Below are 16105 nucleotides of genomic sequence, written 5' to 3'. Positions count from 1 at the left end.
CTCAGTGCGAGTCAGTTCGCGACGGACCGGGCCAGCTGGTCCGCCGTCAGCAGCCGGACGCCGACGGGCTTTTTCACGAACTCGCCGGTCGAGTCGGCGACCGCGTGGTCGACGCCGCGCTGGGCCGCGACGTCGAGGAGGCGCTGGGTGAACTCGCCGTCGACGACGGCGGCGTAGGGCGCCGGCTCGGCCTCCGAGAGCGCGTCGAAGGCCTCCTCGACGGGGTACTCGCCGGTCGCGACGAGGTCGTCGTCGAGGAGCCGGATCCGGCCGGTGTCGCCGTCGATGACCTCGCGGACGTGGTCGCCGAGCGACTGCGGGCGGGGCGTCTCGTCCCCGGTCCCGTCCGTCTCCTGCTCGGCTCCTTCCGAGTCTGCCGCGTCCCCGTCAGCGTCGACCGACGAGTCGCTCTCGGAGCCTTCGGTGCGTTCGTCGGCGTCGTCGCTCGCGGTCGCGTCGGCGGGGTCGGTGTCGGCCGCGGTTTCCGCTCCGGATCCCGATTCGGCCTCCGGCTCGGAGTCCGATTCCGGCGCCGATTTCGACGCCGACTCGGCCGCCGGTTCGGCCGCGGAGTCGGCTTCGGCACCGTCCGGTCCGCCCGTCGCCGACGCCCCGTTCAGGTCCGACGCCTCGGGATCGGAGTCGGCGTCGAACACGAGATCCGCGGGGTCGGCCTCCGGCGGCGGCGGCGCGGGCGTGTGCTCGGCGTCCGGGGCCGCCGACGCCGACTCAGTCGTCGGCGGCCCCCTGGGAGGGTCCGCGGAGGCGTCCTCCGCGGTCGCCTCCGCGTCCCCGTTCTCGTCCCCGTCCGTGCCCGTGTCCGCGTCCGCATCGAGGTCCTCCTCGGCCGCGGCCTCGAACTCGAAGGAGTCCATCGGGACCTTGTCGCGGAGCGCCGCGAACACCTCGTGGCGCTTGAGGTCCTCGACCGAGCGGCCCGCGGGCGCGAACGCCACGTAGTCGACGTCGCCCACCTGCGAGAGCTCCCGCAGGATGAGTTCGCCGCCGCGGTCGCCGTCGAAGAAGGCCGTCGTCGTGCGCTCTTGGGTCAGCTCCGCGACCGCCTCGGGGACGTTCGTCCCCTCGACGGCGACGGCGTTCTTGATGCCGTAGCCCAGGAGCGTCAGGACGTCCGCGCGCCCCTCGACGACGACGACGGCGTCGGAGTCGGCGACGTTCGGGCCGGCGGGCAGGCCCTCGTACTCGCCGATGTCCTCGATTCGGACGCTCTCTTTGACCTCTTCGAGGATCTCGTTCGAGGACATCACGCTCTCGTCGAACGACTCCGAGAGGAGTTCCTTCGCGCGCTCGACGACCTCGCGGCGCTTGGCCTCGCGGACGTCCTCGATCTCGGTTACCTCGACGGTGGCCCGGCAGGGCCCGACGCGGGTAATCGTCTCCAAGGAGGCCGCGAGAATCGCGGTCTTGACCCGGTCGAGGCTGCTGGCGATGGTGATCGTCCCGAACGACTGGCCGTTCTGGGAGTCGATCTCGACGTCGATGCGTCCGACCTTCGAGGACTGCTGGAGGTCCCGGAGGTCCAGGTCGTCGCCGAGGAGCCCCTCGGTCTGGCCGAAGATGGCCCCGACGACATCGGAGCGCTCGACGACCCCGTTCGCGGTGATCGCTGCGTGAATGAGATATTTTTCGGTGTCTTCCATTGGTGAGTCCCCCCGTGAGGGCGGCGTGATGGTGATGTGCGCGTCATGGGAAGCCCGATGACGTCGTTATATATGGGACGCTCGCGGCAAATAACTATCGTGTCGGAGACAGAATATGATAATCGCGCGGTCGTCGCCGACGCGGGCCGCACGGCGCCGGAAGGCGGCGGCGAGTGCAGAACGACGTCAGGCCGGCGAAGACGGGCATGAAATTCCGGTCCGGGATGGCGGGTGTGGCCTCAGGCCGCCGCCCGGACCGCACGACGACGACCACTCGAATAAGTAACAGTTTTTCGTCCGGATCGTCGCCGCGGGCGCATCAGAACGGTGAGACGACAGTCCATCGATCGCGATCTGTATCATCGATCACTACCGCTCGCCCTTATCGAAGAAAAATTCTCTTCGGTAGTTGTCTTCGAACTTCGAAAGACAATTTTTACGTGTACCGAGCGATGAGAGAGATTCGATGACGCGAAAGAAGACCGATTATCTTTGGATCGGGGTCTTCGCTGTACTCGTGACGTTCGCGATTCCGTGGTTCCTCTGGCGGGACGCGGCGACCTGGCAGGGGCTGCCCGCGTGGCTGTGGTGGCACGTCGGGTGGATGGCGCTCGCGTCGGTCGCGTTCTGGCTCTTCACGCGCGGCGCGTGGGACCGCGGGATGGACGTCGACCCCGAGGAGGTGGGCTTCGATGGCTGAGTCGCTCGCCGTCCAGTTGGGCGTCGTCGGCGCGTACCTCCTCGTGGCGCTCGCGGTCGGGCTGGTCGCCTACCGGCTCACCGGCCGCGACGCGGAGGACTACTACCTGGCGAGTCGGTCGATCGGAACCCTGGTGCTGCTCTTTACGACGTTCGCGACGCTGCTGTCGGCGTTCACCTTCTTCGGCGGCCCCACCCTCGCCTACCGGGCCGGGCCGGAGTGGATCCTCGTGATGGGGCTGATGGACGGGATCATCTTCGCGATCCTCTGGTACCTGATCGGCTACCGCCAGTGGCTGATCGGGAAGGTCCGCGGCTACGTCACGCTGGGCGAGATGCTCGGCGACCGCTTCGGCTCCCGGCGCCTCCGGGCGCTCGTGGCGGGCGTCTCGCTGTTCTGGCTGTTCCCGTACGTGATGCTCCAGCAGATGGGCGCGGGCGAGGCCATCGTCGGCCTCACGAACGGCGCGGTCCCCTACTGGGTCGGCGCCGCGGCCATCACGCTGTTCATGATCGTCTACGTCGTCGCCGCGGGCCTCCGCGGCGTCGCCTGGACCGACACGATCCAGGGGCTCTTCATGCTCGGGATCGTCTGGCTCGCCGTCGTCTGGGTGCTCTCCAGCGCCGGCGGGCTCGAATCGGTCTCGGCGTCGATGGCCGAGTCGAAGCCCGAGTTCCTAGCGCTCGGCGGCGGCCTCTACTCGCCGCAGTGGATGATCTCGACGGCGGTGACGATCGCGTTCGGGGTCACGATGTTCCCGCAGATCAATCAGCGATTCTTCGTCGCGAAGGACGTCGGCGTCCTGAAGCGGTCGTTCGCGCTGTGGCCCGTGCTCGTCGTCCTGCTCTTCGTCCCCGCCTTCCTGCTCGGGTCGTGGGCCGCGGGGCTAGGCGTCGCGGTGCCGGAGGGCGCGAACGTGATCCCGCTCCTCCTGAACGAGTACACCCCCGCGTGGTTCGCGGCGCTCGTGATCGCGGGCGCGATGGCGGCGATGATGTCCTCGTCGGACTCGATGCTGCTGTCGGGGTCGTCGTACCTGACGCGGGACCTCTATCGGCCCTTCGTGAATCCCGAGGCCACCGACGAGCGCGAGGCGTGGATCGCCCGGGTCGGCGTCGTCGCCTTCGCGGTCGGGACATTCGCGGTCAGCCTGTTCCGCCCCGGCACGCTGATCACCGTCGGCGACACCGCCTTCGGCGGCTACGCCCAGCTGGCGCTCCCGGTGCTGGTCGCGCTCTACTGGCCGAAGACGACCCGGCAGGGGATGTTCGCGGGGATCGTCGGCTCGCAGATCTTCTACCTCCTGCACGTGTTCCTGCCCGCCGTCACCGTCGGCGGCGTGACGGTCTTCGGCACGACGTACTTCACCTGGGACTTCGCGCTCTACGGGATGGCGCTGTCGCTCGTGCTCACCGTCGGCGGGTCGCTGCTCACGACCGCCGACGCCGACGAGCGGGCGGAGACGTTCGCCGTCGGGGCTGACTGAAGCCGGTACGGTCGTCGCTCCCCGGCGGTCACCGCAAACGTGGGACGGTGATCGACGGGACAGCAGACGAGCAGTCGGTACGAGCGGGTCTCACCCGTCGGCGGTCGAGCGGCGACCGAGCGCCCCCGAAACCGAACTCGGGGAACACCGCGAGAAGAGAGCCGAAAACCGGAGATCGAGAGATGGAATTACGCGGGAACGGCCGCCGTCTGCTGTTTCGCTGACCGCTCTTTCACGAACGTCACCGGAACCGCCGATTCGAGCAGCACTTTCTGCGCGGTCGAACCGAACAGCGCCTTCCCCGTGGCCGAGCGGCTGCGGCCGCCCACGACGACGAGGTCGGCGTCCTCGGAGTCCGAGCGCCGGAGGATGGCGTCGGCCACGTCGCCGAGCGCGCCGCGGACGGTGTACTCGACGCCGGCCGCCTCGAGGCGGCTCGCGGCCTCGCTGACGATCAGCGACCGCTCTGAGATGTCGTCGGGGGAGATCTCCGCGTTCTCGTCGATCTGCAAATGGGCCTCGATCGTGTCGTACTGGTCCCGGTCGAAGACGTGAAGCAGTACGACGTTCCCGTCGGGGCCGACGATCGACGCCGCTGTGTCGACGAGTTCTTCGATTCGCTCTTCGTCTCGCGATCCGATTGCTAGAAGGACGGTGTTCATACTCATTGCATTCAGTGAAACGCGCCCCGAGTACTTGAGTCTTTCGAGAAATTTACTTAGATTCGAGTGAATATTTAGTACATTCGGCGGCGGAGGAGAAACCGCCGACGGGATGGTGATCGGCGGATCGAGCCCCCCGGGCGACGTCGGTTCGTCGCGGCATGCACACTATTTCGACCGCGAGAGGTGTCAGAAACGGACCGGGCGGCTCTCATACTGCTACTCTCACTATGCACCGCCGAGTGCCACCCCCGTTGACGGCGCCCGGCGGTACGAGACGAGAGTAATCAGTATCAGCGGTGTCGCGGGCGGCCCCGTCGGTGGGGAGCCGCATCCGCGGAAGGAGGGCGGCGGCGAGTGGCTCCGGACCTACCGCTCGCGGATCCGGGCCACGGCGTCCCGGTCCGGGAGCGCCGTCACCGCCCCCCGGCTGGTCGTCGAGGCCGCGGCGACGGCGTTCGCGAACGCAAGCAGATCCTCCGGGGCGTCGCCGTCGACGAGTCCGGCGATGATCCCCGCGGTGAACGCGTCACCCGCGCCCGTCGTGTCGACGACGTCGTCGACGCGGAACCCCCCGTGGCGCCACTCGCCGGCCCCCCACGGCGACCCGTCGTCGGCGAGGAGGCGCGCCCCGGCACCCCCCTCGGTCAGGAACACGGCGTCGTCGACGGCGTCGAGCAGCCCCGACGGGTCGGAGGGGAGTCCCGGCCCACTGAGATCCTCGTCGCTGACCTTCAGCACGTCCGTCCGGGCGAGCATCCGGCGGATGACCGGACCGGGATCGTCGTGCCACAGCTCGGGACGGTAGTTCGGATCGAAGAGGACGAGACAACCGCGGGCGCGGGCGCGCTCGACGAGGTCGAAGGTGGCCGAGCGGGCGGGTTCGACCGAGAGCGACACGCCGCCGACGGCGACGACCTCGACCGACTCGAGGGTCGCGTCGTCGACGACGCTCGTGTCCAGGTGGACGTCCGCCGTGTCGGATCGGTAGAACGTGAACTCGCGGTCCGCGTCCGTGCCGTGGGACACGAACGCGAGCGCTGTCTGTCGGTCGGGGTCGCGGACGACGAACCGGTCGGGGATCCCCTCCTCGTCCAGCGTCGACGCGAGGAACTCGCCGAACGGGTCTGTCGCGACCGCGCTGCAGAACCACGGCGTCCGATCGAGGCGGGCTAGCCCGACCGCGACGTTCGCCGGCGCGCCGCCCGGCCGCCGCGAGAACGACTCGACGCCCGCGAGCGGCCCGGGGGCGTCGGGGATGAAGTCGACGAGCGTCTCGCCGGCGACGAGGACCTCCGAGTCCATCAGTACAGTTGCTCTTCGCGCTCCTCTCGCTCGCGGCGCTCGCGCTCGTCTTCCCTCTGTTTGCGCCGCCCGCGGAGGTACTGTCGCACGCCGGGGACGATCTTGTTCTTCAGGTCCAGGGCGAAGGAGACGAAGCCGTACGCCCAGAAGAAGAACAGGAACGTCACCGCGCCGACGTACGCGAGGACGGCTGTCTCGACCATCAGTCGTCCCCTTCGACCTCCTCGGTTCCGCCGGCGGCCCCGGCGCTCGGCGTCTGGACGAGTCCGTGCGTGATTGCGTCGCCGTCCTCGTCGAAGAGGTGGAGCTTCGAGCGGTCGAGGACCACATCGAGGTCCTGGCCCTCCTGGATGTCGCTGTCGGGATCGACGCTCATCAGGATCTCGCCGGGGTCCGAGCCCTCCTCCATACTGCCGGTCTCTTCGATGTCTTCGGTCACCAGGTAGACGAAGATCTCGTCGCCCATCGGTTCGAGGACGTCCGATCGAGTCGCGATCGGTTTCGTCGGATGGGCGATCTCGTCGACGAGGTCCGTCACGTAGACGTCCTCCGGTCTGACGCCCAGCGTGACGGACTGCCCGGGATTCAGCCCGAACGCCGCCGGATCGAAGTCGGCGGTGACGTTCCCGTAGTTCGAGGTGAACCCGTCGCTCGTGACCTCGCCTTCGATCGTGTTCATCGACGGTGAGCCGATGAACGTCGCCACGAAGAGGTTCGCCGGCTCGTTGTAGCACTCCAGCGGGGGCGCGATTTGCTGGAGCTGACCGGCGTTCAGCACCGCGATCCGATCGGACATCGTCATCGCCTCCGCCTGATTGTGCGTGACGTAGATGATCGTCGTGTCGAGTTCGCGGTGGAGCCGCTGGAGTTGCGTCCGCATGTGGACGCGGAGCTTCGCGTCCAGGTTCGCCAGGGGTTCGTCCATCAGGAAGACGTCCGGGTCGCGGACGATCGCCCGCGCGATTGCGACGCGCTGGCGCTGGCCGCCGGACATCTCGTCGGGCATCCGATCGAGCATCCCCTCGAGCTCGACGACCTCGGCCGCCTCCTCGACGCGCTCGTCGATCTCGTCCTTCTCGTAGTTGCGGAGACGGAGGCCGAAGGAGATGTTCTCGTAGACGTCCATGTGCGGGAACAGCGCGATGTTCTGGAAGACCATCGAGATCCCGCGGTCCTTCGGCGGCAGGTTCGTCACGTCTCGGTCGCCGATGCGGACGGTCCCCTCCGTGGGCATCGTCAGCCCCGAGATGGTCTCCATCGTCGTCGACTTGCCGCACCCCGACGGGCCGACGAGCGTGACGAACTCGCCGTGGTTGATGTCGAGGTTCATGTCGTCGACCGCCGTTACGTCTTCGTAGCGCTTGGTGACGCCTTCGAGTTGTACTCGTGCCATAGTGTTACTCCTTGAGTGCTCCGGAGGTGAGTCCGCTGACGATCTTCTCCTGTGCGACCACGACGAGGATGGCGACGGGGATCACCGCGATGATGCTGCCGGCAGCCATGATCCCGTAGGTGACCTCGAACTGTCCCGCGCGCTGGAGGCTGAGAAGGCCGCCGACGATCGGTGCCCAGTTCTCCGGCTGGCCGTTGTTCATCAGTTGGCTGAAGAAGAACTCGTTGTAGACCGCGATGAACGTGAGCACGCCCGCGGTCGCGACGCCCGGTGCCGAGAGCGGAACGATCACGCGGAACAGCGCCCCGAGACGCGTCGTCCCCTCGACTCGGGCGGCGTCCTCCAGCCCGTCGGGGATCTGCCCGTAGAACGTCGTGAGGATGAATATCGACAGCGGCATAAACAGCGCGCTGAACGGGAGGATCATCGCTCCCGGCGTGTTGTAGAGATACAGCCCGGAGACGACGTTCCCGGTGAAGAGACGGTAGAGCGGGACGAAGAACGCCGCAGGCGGGAAGTAGCTGATCGCCAGGACGAGAAGCATCAGCGGCTGGCGGCCGGGGAACTCCAGGCGGCCGAAGACGTACCCGGCGAGACTGGCGAGCAGGAGCACCAGGGCGGTGGTCGTCAGCGCCAGCACGAGGCTGTTGAACATATATCGGAGGAAGTTGATCTTCTCGAACACCTCGAGGAACACGCCGAACTCGAGTATCCCCAGTTGCGGGAGCAGCGAGAGCGCGGCCGAATCCGGGGTGACAGCCAGCACCAGGAGGAAGTAGAACGGAAAGAGCGTCGTTATCAGGAAGAAGATCGTCGCGACGTAGAACATCGCGCGGTACGCCCGCCGCGGGTCCTTGATCGCCTTGTCGACCCACCGCTGGATCGGGCTGCGTTTGAGCTCGCGTTCGGCCCCGGTCCGACCGGTGGTGACCCCGCCGTCCGAGCGGGGATCGTCGTCGCTCCCCCTCATTGGCCACCACGGGCGTAGCCCACGATGTACACCGAGACCGCGACGGCGATGATCGCCGCGGTGATGAACGCGACCGTCGCCGAGGAACCGAGCATCCGGTTGTTGAACGTCGTCACGACCAGACACGACAGCGACGGGACGGTCGTACACCCGGCGACGGTCTCGATGAGCCCGTACACCCGCATCGCCTGGATCGTGCGGAACAGCATCGCCACCATCACCGTCGGGAGGATGATGGGCAGCGTGATGTACTTGAACCGCTGCCACGGCGACGCGCCGGCGACCTTCGCGACGTCGTAGAGCCCGCGGTCGATCGACTGCATCCCCGCGAGGATCAGGAGCGCCATAAACGCCGTCGTCTTCCAGATGTCGCCGACGATGACGACCATCGTCGCGTCCTGGGCGTTCGCCAGTGGCGTCGTCGACAGCAGCCCGAGCTGGTTCAGGATCGCGGGGTTTTCGGAGGTGCCGACGAGGAACCCGACGTTCGGCTGGAACATCAGGAAGAAGATCATCCCCTGGACGACGATCGGGATCGCCCACGGGAGGATGATCGCCACGCGGACCCACCGCCGGCCCCGGAAGTCCTGATCGAGAACGAGCGCCTGGACGAACCCGATGAGCGTCTCGAAGAACACGCTGATGACCGTGAACAGGATCGTCACGGTGAGCGCGCTGTTGAAGAACGCCGTCACTGTCATCGCCTGCGGCAGGAACGGCGCGGGCAACAGCGCGGTGCGCTCGCCGGTGAGGATCGCGACGTAGTTCCCGATGCCGATGAACTCCCCGACGCTGGCCTGCCCGAGGCTGTCTGCGAACAGCGACAGCCGGAACGTCGAGAGCAGCGGCCAGAACGCGATGATCCCCAACAACAGGAACGCGGGGGTCAAGAGCAGGTACGCGTACTGGGCCTCCGAGAGGTTCTCCATCCACCTCACGACGGACGCGTACACCCCGGACTGGTCCCGGCGGGCGGATCCGCCCCGTTGTTGTTCGGTACTCATAGTTCAGTGTGCATATTCATAACAATTAAATATATAGGGTGGACCGCCGGATCAGGCCTGGCTCTCGATCGACTCGAGCGAGGCCTTCAGGTCGGTCATCGCCTTCTTCGGCGTCTTCTCCTGCCGGATCGCGGCGTTGACCTCCGTGGCGATCTGCGTCGACTCCTGCGGCCAGACGACGGTGACCGGCCGGGGCAGCGCGTTCTCGCCGGCCACTTTCAGACTGTCGACGTAGCGGCCGATGGGTTCGAGCTGCCGCGTCCGCTCGGTGGCGATGAGGTTCGGGATCGGGGGGATCCACCCACCGATCTCGAACATCCGGAGGCGGACCTCGTCGTTCTGAAGCGCCTTGAACAGCTGGACGGCGGCCTGCTTTCGCGCGTCGCTGGCGTTCGGGTTGAGCGTGAGGTGCCAGCCGCCGAGCGCGGAGGTGCTCCCGCCGATCGTGTCGTATTGGGACTCGCTCTGCGGGACCGCGTACGGGATCGGCATCACGCCGAGGTCCGTGCCGAAGACGTCCTCGGCGGCGTTGATGTTGATCGAGTACGGCCAGTTCCGGTGGGCCACCACGTTGCCGTTGGTAAACGGCTTCCGGGAGGACTCCTCCTTGTACTGGACGACGGCGTCCGGCGAGATGTCCTTGATTCCGTCCAGTGCCTCGGGGTCGCTGCTCGGCCCGTAAATGAACGAACGCATCATGCGCACCGCGTTGATGACGTTCTCGCTGTCGACGGTGATCGGGCGGTCGCCGATCGGGCCGAAGTAGTTGTCGAACGCGCCGAAGTACGACCCGGCGTGGGAGCCCATAAACTCGATGAAGTCACAGCAAGACAGCCCCTCGTAGGCCGCGCCCTGCCAGTTGAACCCCGTCTTGCCGGTCGCGTCCATCGCCTGCTTGACGACGTCCGAGAAGCGCGACCACGTCATCGGCTCTGTCGCCCACTTGTTGAACTCGGAGTCGCTGAACCCGGCCTCTCGCATCAGGTCCTTCCGGTACTGGATGGTCGGGAAGTCCGCGAACAGCGGGATCCCGTACAGGTCGCCGTTCTGTCCCTGGGCCGTGGCGACCATGTTGTTCAGGTAGTCGTTTTTGACGGTTTCCGTGATGGAGCTCGGCAGCACCTGACTGAGGTTCGCGATCTGGCCCCGGGCGATGAACGGGATCGTCCACCCGTTGTCCATCATCATCACGGTCGGGCGCGACTGCCCCGCCGAGAGGATCTGCTGGTACTGTGCCCGTCGATCGCCGGTCGTGAACGACCCGGCCAGGAACTCGATGTTGATGTTGTCCGGGAGTCCGCCCTTCTCCCGGAGCACCTTGATGATCGCGTCCGACGAACTCTTGAAGTTCGAGTCCGCCGCGATCTGGATGGTGACCTCCTCGGTGGGTGCGCCGGTGTCGATCGGGGTACTCTCGGTGGTATCGCTGCCACCGCCACCGTTGCCGCCGCCCCCGGAACAGCCCGCGAGCCCGGCGGCGCCGATCGCCCCCGTGGCTGCGATGTACTGTCGTCGCGAGACGGTGTTCGATTGGTTGTCTTCGGGCATCGTCTGTAGACGTAAGTAACAATAATTAATATAAGTATGGGTTTTTACAACCCCTGTTGTTAATAGATCTCCATAGGACTTCCTGACTGACGTCGGCGTTCGCGGCGAGAGCGGGGCGGGTCGCGGCCTCGAACGCCACGGACGTGCCGAAGGGACTCCCGCGGGACCACACCGATCGCCGCCCGAACCGCCGTCTCGCCACCGAGTCGGGGTGCGAAACGGGTCCGGCGGCCGTCAGCCGACGACGGTGAGCCTGGTCCCTTCGACGTCCTCGATGATCGCCCCCCATCCGCCCACGCTCACGTGTTCGCCGTCGACGTCGAGGTCGACGGTGACCTGCCCGGCGAGCTCGAACCCGCTCGCGGCCTCGGCCTCGAACGGGATGCGGATGTTGGTGACGGTCCCCTCGATCCGACACGCTTCGCCGGTGTCGGTGTCGTATCCCTCCACGCGGAGCCGAACGGGATCGTCCCGCCAGTCGGTTTCCCGGAGGTCACGGACCAGGTGTCGCACGTCGAAGTACTCGGTCGGGTAGCCGTCGTCGGCCTGGTGAATCCGTTCCCACGGCTCCCACAGACAGGTGAGGAAGTACCAGTAGAACACGTACGTGTGAGTCCGGTCGTTCACGAGGACGCCGTAGCGGTCGTAGGATTCGGGGGGGTGGGCAAAGCAGGCGCGCCGGCGGTCCGCGAGTGCGACGAACGGGGCGGGGAGGGGGCGGTGGCGGATCTCGGTACAGTGCGCGGCGAATCGGTCGGTGTCGAGCGCGGTCCGATCGTCGTCGGTGTGGACGGACACGCGGACGGAGACGCCGTTGCCGGCCGCCTCCTCGATCGAGGGCCGGAGCTGTTCCAGGTTCTCCACCGTCGTCGAGAGCAGAACCTGGTGGTCGGCCTCCGCGATGAACGACTTCGCGCGGGCGAGCACGGTCCGAAACCGCGTCACGATGCTGGCGTCTCCCGCCTCCAACTCCGGCTGCTCCCACCGGTCTGCGACCTCCTCGGCTGCGCGCTCCAGCCTGTCGGCCCGCTCTCTGAGGTCGTCGAGCACGTTCGAGGGGTTGTGAGCGCGCACGCGAAGCGACGCCTCCTCGAACGTCTCGACGTACCCGCGATCCTCCAGCGACCGCAGGACGTCGTAGATTCGCGGGGCGGGGACGTCGCTGGCGTCGGCGACGTCAGTCGCCGAAGCGGTTCCGAGATCCAGGAGCGTGACGTACGCATCCGCCTGGTACGGCGACAGCCCGGCCGCCTCCAGGGTTTCGACGAGGGGTTCGGTTTCCATACCGGGTGCGAGTGCGGCGGCGACTAAACGGTGTCGCGTCCGGCGGTGACGCCGGCCCCGCAGTGGGCGACCGTCCGCGCCCGCCGCCGTCGAGGCCGCGTCAAATGGCTATCCGTCATACCGTCTATTGTCACTGGTTCGCCGCCCCGTCCCGGCGAACCAGCGGCAATGACTGACAAGAGACAGTATCATAGTGATTACTCTCGTCTTTTCCCGCCGAACGCCACCCCCGGTGACGGCGTTCGGCGGTAAACAGTGAGAGTAATCACTATCAGTCCTTCCCAGGCGCGGGCCACCTGGGCGTCTTCGGCGCCTCGATACGGGCCATCTCCTCGTCCGTCAGGTCGACCCCGAGCGCGCCGACGTTCTCTTCGAGGTGGTCGATCCGTCGCGGGCCCAGGATCGGCGCGTCGACGACGTCCTTGTGGAGGAGCCACGCGAGGCTGACCTGCGCGGGCGTCGCGCCCTTCGCCTCGGCGATGTCGCGGATCTCGTCCAGGACGGCCCAGTTCGCCTCGGTGAACCGCCGGGCGGTGTACTCGTCGCTCGCCGCGCGTCCCGACTCCGGCTCCCCGCCCCGCTCGTACTTCCCCGTCAGGAAACCGCCGGCGAGCGGGGACCACGGGAGGACGCCGACCCCCTCGGCCTCGCAGACCGGGAGCACGTTCGCCTCCTCGTGGCGGTCGACCGCGTTGTACTCCGGCTGCATCGAGACGAACCGCTCGCGGTTCTCGACGTCGGCGGCGTACAGCGCGCGGGTGAACTTCCAGGCGGGCATCGTGCTCGCGCCGACGTACCGCACGAGCCCCTCGTCGACGAGGTGGTCCAGCGCAGAGAGCGTCTCCTCGACCGGCGTATCGTCGTCCCAGCGGTGGATCTGATAGAGGTCGATGTACTCCGTCCCGAGGCGGTCGAGCGAGGCCCGCGCCTGATCGAGCACGTGCTTCCGCGAGAGCCCCCGCCCGTTCGGTCCCTCGTGCATCCGGTGGTACACCTTCGTGGCGACGACCAGTTCCGAGCGGTCGTAGTCCTCGATCGCCCGGCCGACGATCTCCTCGCTCTCGCCGCGCGAGTAGACGTTCGCCGTGTCGAGAACGTTGATCCCCAACTCAAGCGCGCGGTCGATGACCTCGCGGGACTGCTCCTCGTCGCCGATCATCCACGGTTCCCCGGAGCCGAAGTTCATGCAGCCCAGGGCGAAGCGGGAGATCTCGAGGCCCGTCTCGCCGAGGGTCGTGTACTCCATCTCTGTCATCGGTCCGACTACGGCGCCGACGGGGAAAAAGCGCGCCGGTGGTCGCTCGCCCGGCTCTGCGACCCGGCCGCGCCGGGACGGCAGTCCGAGCGGCCACGCGGCGGAACGTTGATTTCGCGGTGGCGGTAAGGGGAACGGTATGTACCCGTCGTTCGTCGACCGCCTCCGCAGACCCGAGCACACGGGCGACAACCGCTGTTGGCCGTGTACCGCGGTCAACCTCGCGATCCTCGGCGTCGTCGCCGCGGCGCTCGCGCTCGCGTCGTCGGTGCTGGCCGCGGTCGCCGCCGCCGTGGGACTGTTCGTCATCCTCGTTCGCGGCTACCTCGTTCCGGGTACGCCCCGGTTCGCGCCGGGGCTCGTCGCGCGGCTCCCCGGCGGCGAGGCGCTGTTCCACGGCGTCGACGATCCCTCGAACCGACAGTCCGGGTCGCTGCGCGGCGACGACGGGGGCGCCGAGACCGGCGGGACGAGCGGGGACAGCAGGGGGACGCCGTCGACGTCGGCGGGCGCCGGGAGCGGTCCTGGGGCCGGCGTCGACCCCGGTTCCGACGCTGACGCGTCTAGGACGGACGACGGCCCGCTCGAGGGCGACGCGCTCGTCCGGCGCCTCGTCGACGCCGGTGTCCTCGACGCCGACGGGGAGACGGTCGCGCCGACCGACGCGTTCGAGGCGCGGTGGCACGCGGAGATGGCCGAGCTCAGCGGGGCGGACACGGAGGCGCTCGCCGAGGCGGCGCTCGAATTCTCGCCCGCGACGGAGTCACACGCGGTCCGGCAGGACGGCGGCGAGTGGGTCGCGCTCTCGTCGGGGGCCGAGCACGCGTTCGAGGAGACCTGGCTCAACCGGCCGGTCGCCATCGCCGAGGTCGGCGGGGCGCGGGCGGCCGCAGAGTTCGTCGACGACGAGACGGCACTCGCGGCGGCACAGACGTGTCGGATGTTTTTGAACGCCTGTCCGGACTGCCGGACGGAACTCGAACGAGGGACGGAAGTCGACTGCTGTGGCGGCTACAACGGTCCCAACGAGGAACCCGCGGAGACCCTCGTCTGCCCGTCGTGCGAGGTGCGCCTGTTCACCTTCGAATAGCAGGGCGAAATTGCGGGGGTTACTGCGACTGCTCGTACACCCTGGCTTCGTACGGCCGGAACTCGACGGGCTGTCCCGGCGCGTCGGGGGCGTCTTCGTAGTTGCTCGCGAGGAGCGAGGCGCCCGCGTGCAGCGGTTCGATCGCGGCCCGCCGATCCAGGTCGGAGAAGTTGATCGCGACGACCACCTGCTGGCCCTCCAGCGTCCGCGTGTAGACGTACAGCTGTTCGTCGTCGGGGAGGTGCAGGTCGTAGGAACCGCGGACGAGCGCCGGCGTCTCCTCGCGGAGCGCGATCAGGTTCCGGTAGTACGAGAGCACCGACGGAGATCGGGCCTCCTCGCTGGCGACGTTGATCTCGTCGTAGTCGTCGTTGACGGCGATCCAGGGCTCGCCGTCGGTGAAGCCCGCGTGCTCCGCGTCGGACCACTGCATCGGGGTCCGGGAGTTGTCGCGCGAGCGGTACTCGACGACCGGCCGGATCTCCTCGTAGTCCTCGATCACGCCGTCGTCGATCAGTTCCTCGACGTTCCGGACGGTGTCAACGTCGCGGACCGACTCCAGGCTCTCGAAGGTGCTGTTCGTCATCCCGATCTCCTCGCCCTGATAGATGAACGGCGTCCCCCGCAGGGTGAGCAGGATCGTCGCGAGCGCGGTCGCGGACTCGTAGTGGTACTCCTCGTCGTCGCCGAACCGGGAGACGCTCCGCGGCTGGTCGTGGTTCTCGAAGAAGATCGTGTTCCAGCCGTGGCCCTCCAGGCCGCGCTGCCACTCGTCGAGGACGGATTTGAGCCCTGTGAGGTCCCACTCGCCGATGTCCCAGCGGCCGTTCTCGCCGAAGTCGATGTCCACGTGCTCGAAGGGGAACACGAGGTCGAGCGGGCCGTCCCCGACGTACTCCCGCGCGGTCTCGATGTCCAGCTGCGGCATCTCGCCGACGGTGACGATGTCCCGGCCGGCGAAGACCTCGTCGTGCATCTCGCCGAGGTACTCGTGGATCCGCGGCCCGTCGACGAAGTGCTCCTCGCCGACCCACTCGCCGTCGGGGTCGCCGTCGGGGAGCCCTTCGGCCTTCGAGAGGAGATTGAGGACGTCGAGTCGGAAGCCGTCGACGCCCTTGTCGAGCCACCAGTTCATCGTGTCGAACATCGCCTCGCGGACCGCGGGGTTCCGCCAGTTGAGATCGGGCTGATGCACGTCGAACAGGTGGAGGTACCACGCCTCCCGCTCCTCGTCGTACGTCCAGGCCGACCCGCCGAAGGCGGACTCCCAGTTGTTCGGCGGCTCGTCGGGGTCGCCCTCGCGCCACACGTAGTAGTCGCCGTACTCCCCGTCGGGGTTCGAGCGCGACCGCTGGAACCACTCGTGTTCGGAGGAGGTGTGGTTCGAGACCATGTCCATCACCAGCCGGATGTCGTGGTCGTGGAGCCGTTCGAGCATCCGGTCGAAGTCGTCCATCGTCCCGAACTCGGAGTGGATCGACCGGTAGTCGGCGACGTCGTACCCGTTGTCGTACTGGGGCGACTCGTACACGGGGCTGAGCCAGACGGCGTCGATCCCCAACTCGTCGAGGTACTCGACCCTCTCTGTGATTCCAGGGATGTCTCCGAGCCCGTCGCCGTCGGTGTCGTTGAAGCTCCGCGGATAGATCTGATATACGACCGCCTCCTTCCACCAGGTGTGTTCGCTCATAGTTGGAATGCTTAGATCGAGGTGTGCGTTCGGCGCCGATTCGTCGCCCGAACTTTC

At 67.5% G+C, this 16105-nt stretch carries 14 protein-coding genes; 3 read left to right on the top strand and 11 right to left on the bottom strand.

Features of this window, described 5'->3' with window-relative positions:
- Positions 1-11 precede the first annotated feature (11 nt).
- Positions 12-1661 (bottom strand): DNA primase DnaG, encoded by a 1650-nt coding sequence (gene dnaG / locus ACQUQ0_RS03080; RefSeq protein ID WP_435183105.1) that lies wholly within the window; start codon positions 1659-1661, stop codon positions 12-14.
- A 466-nt stretch (positions 1662-2127) separates the two neighbouring features.
- Between dnaG and ACQUQ0_RS03075 the strand changes: the two genes are divergently transcribed.
- The gene (locus ACQUQ0_RS03075; RefSeq protein ID WP_435183104.1) at positions 2128-2361 is read left to right on the top strand and encodes a DUF3311 domain-containing protein; all 234 of its coding nucleotides are present in this window, start codon (positions 2128-2130) and stop codon (positions 2359-2361) included.
- The gene (locus ACQUQ0_RS03070) at positions 2354-3847 is read left to right on the top strand and encodes a sodium:solute symporter family protein (RefSeq protein ID WP_435183103.1); all 1494 of its coding nucleotides are present in this window, start codon (positions 2354-2356) and stop codon (positions 3845-3847) included. Before ACQUQ0_RS03075 ends, ACQUQ0_RS03070 begins: the two co-directional genes overlap by 8 nt.
- A 188-nt stretch (positions 3848-4035) precedes the next feature.
- Here ACQUQ0_RS03070 and ACQUQ0_RS03065 read toward each other — a convergent pair whose 3' ends face one another.
- The 9 genes from ACQUQ0_RS03065 to ACQUQ0_RS03025 form a co-directional block, all read right to left on the bottom strand.
- Positions 4036-4515, bottom strand: coding sequence for a universal stress protein (locus tag ACQUQ0_RS03065; RefSeq protein ID WP_435183102.1), 480 nt, complete (start codon positions 4513-4515; stop codon positions 4036-4038).
- A gap of 363 nt (positions 4516-4878) precedes the next feature.
- Positions 4879-5814, bottom strand: coding sequence for a PfkB family carbohydrate kinase (locus ACQUQ0_RS03060; RefSeq protein ID WP_435183101.1), 936 nt, complete (start codon positions 5812-5814; stop codon positions 4879-4881).
- The gene (locus tag ACQUQ0_RS03055; RefSeq protein ID WP_435183099.1) at positions 5814-6017 is read right to left on the bottom strand and encodes a hypothetical protein; all 204 of its coding nucleotides are present in this window, start codon (positions 6015-6017) and stop codon (positions 5814-5816) included. The genes ACQUQ0_RS03060 and ACQUQ0_RS03055 overlap by 1 nt, the downstream gene beginning before the upstream one ends.
- Positions 6017-7207 (bottom strand): ABC transporter ATP-binding protein, encoded by a 1191-nt coding sequence (locus ACQUQ0_RS03050; protein ID WP_435183098.1) that lies wholly within the window; start codon positions 7205-7207, stop codon positions 6017-6019. The genes ACQUQ0_RS03055 and ACQUQ0_RS03050 overlap by 1 nt, the downstream gene beginning before the upstream one ends.
- A gap of 4 nt (positions 7208-7211) precedes the next feature.
- The gene (locus ACQUQ0_RS03045) at positions 7212-8177 is read right to left on the bottom strand and encodes a carbohydrate ABC transporter permease (RefSeq protein WP_435183097.1); all 966 of its coding nucleotides are present in this window, start codon (positions 8175-8177) and stop codon (positions 7212-7214) included.
- Positions 8174-9106 carry a carbohydrate ABC transporter permease gene (locus tag ACQUQ0_RS03040; RefSeq protein ID WP_435183477.1) on the bottom strand — a complete coding sequence of 311 codons (933 nt, stop codon included), beginning with the start codon at positions 9104-9106 and terminating at the stop codon, positions 8174-8176. Before ACQUQ0_RS03040 ends, ACQUQ0_RS03045 begins: the two co-directional genes overlap by 4 nt.
- A 126-nt stretch (positions 9107-9232) precedes the next feature.
- Positions 9233-10684: an extracellular solute-binding protein gene (locus ACQUQ0_RS03035; protein WP_435183475.1), complete on the bottom strand. Its 1452-nt coding sequence runs from the start codon at positions 10682-10684 to the stop codon at positions 9233-9235.
- Positions 10685-10963: 279 nt separating this feature from the next.
- The gene (locus ACQUQ0_RS03030) at positions 10964-12013 is read right to left on the bottom strand and encodes a TrmB family transcriptional regulator (RefSeq protein WP_435183095.1); all 1050 of its coding nucleotides are present in this window, start codon (positions 12011-12013) and stop codon (positions 10964-10966) included.
- 271 nt (positions 12014-12284) lie between these two features.
- Positions 12285-13259, bottom strand: a complete 975-nt coding sequence (locus ACQUQ0_RS03025; protein ID WP_435183473.1) for an aldo/keto reductase — start codon at positions 13257-13259, stop codon at positions 12285-12287.
- Between the two features lie 148 nt (positions 13260-13407).
- Here ACQUQ0_RS03025 and ACQUQ0_RS03020 point away from each other — a divergent pair, with 148 nt between their 5' ends.
- Positions 13408-14358, top strand: coding sequence for a hypothetical protein (locus ACQUQ0_RS03020; protein WP_435183093.1), 951 nt, complete (start codon positions 13408-13410; stop codon positions 14356-14358).
- A gap of 19 nt (positions 14359-14377) precedes the next feature.
- Here ACQUQ0_RS03020 and ACQUQ0_RS03015 read toward each other — a convergent pair whose 3' ends face one another.
- On the bottom strand, positions 14378-16048 hold the full coding sequence (locus tag ACQUQ0_RS03015; RefSeq protein ID WP_435183091.1) for an alpha-glucosidase: 1671 nt from the start codon (positions 16046-16048) through the stop codon (positions 14378-14380).
- Positions 16049-16105: the final 57 nt, after the last annotated feature.

Source organism: Halobellus sp. EA9, assembly GCF_051195055.1.
GTDB classification, from domain to species: Archaea; Halobacteriota; Halobacteria; order Halobacteriales; family Haloferacaceae; genus Haloquadratum; species Haloquadratum rubicundus.
This window is presented reverse-complemented; position numbering and strand designations above follow the sequence as displayed.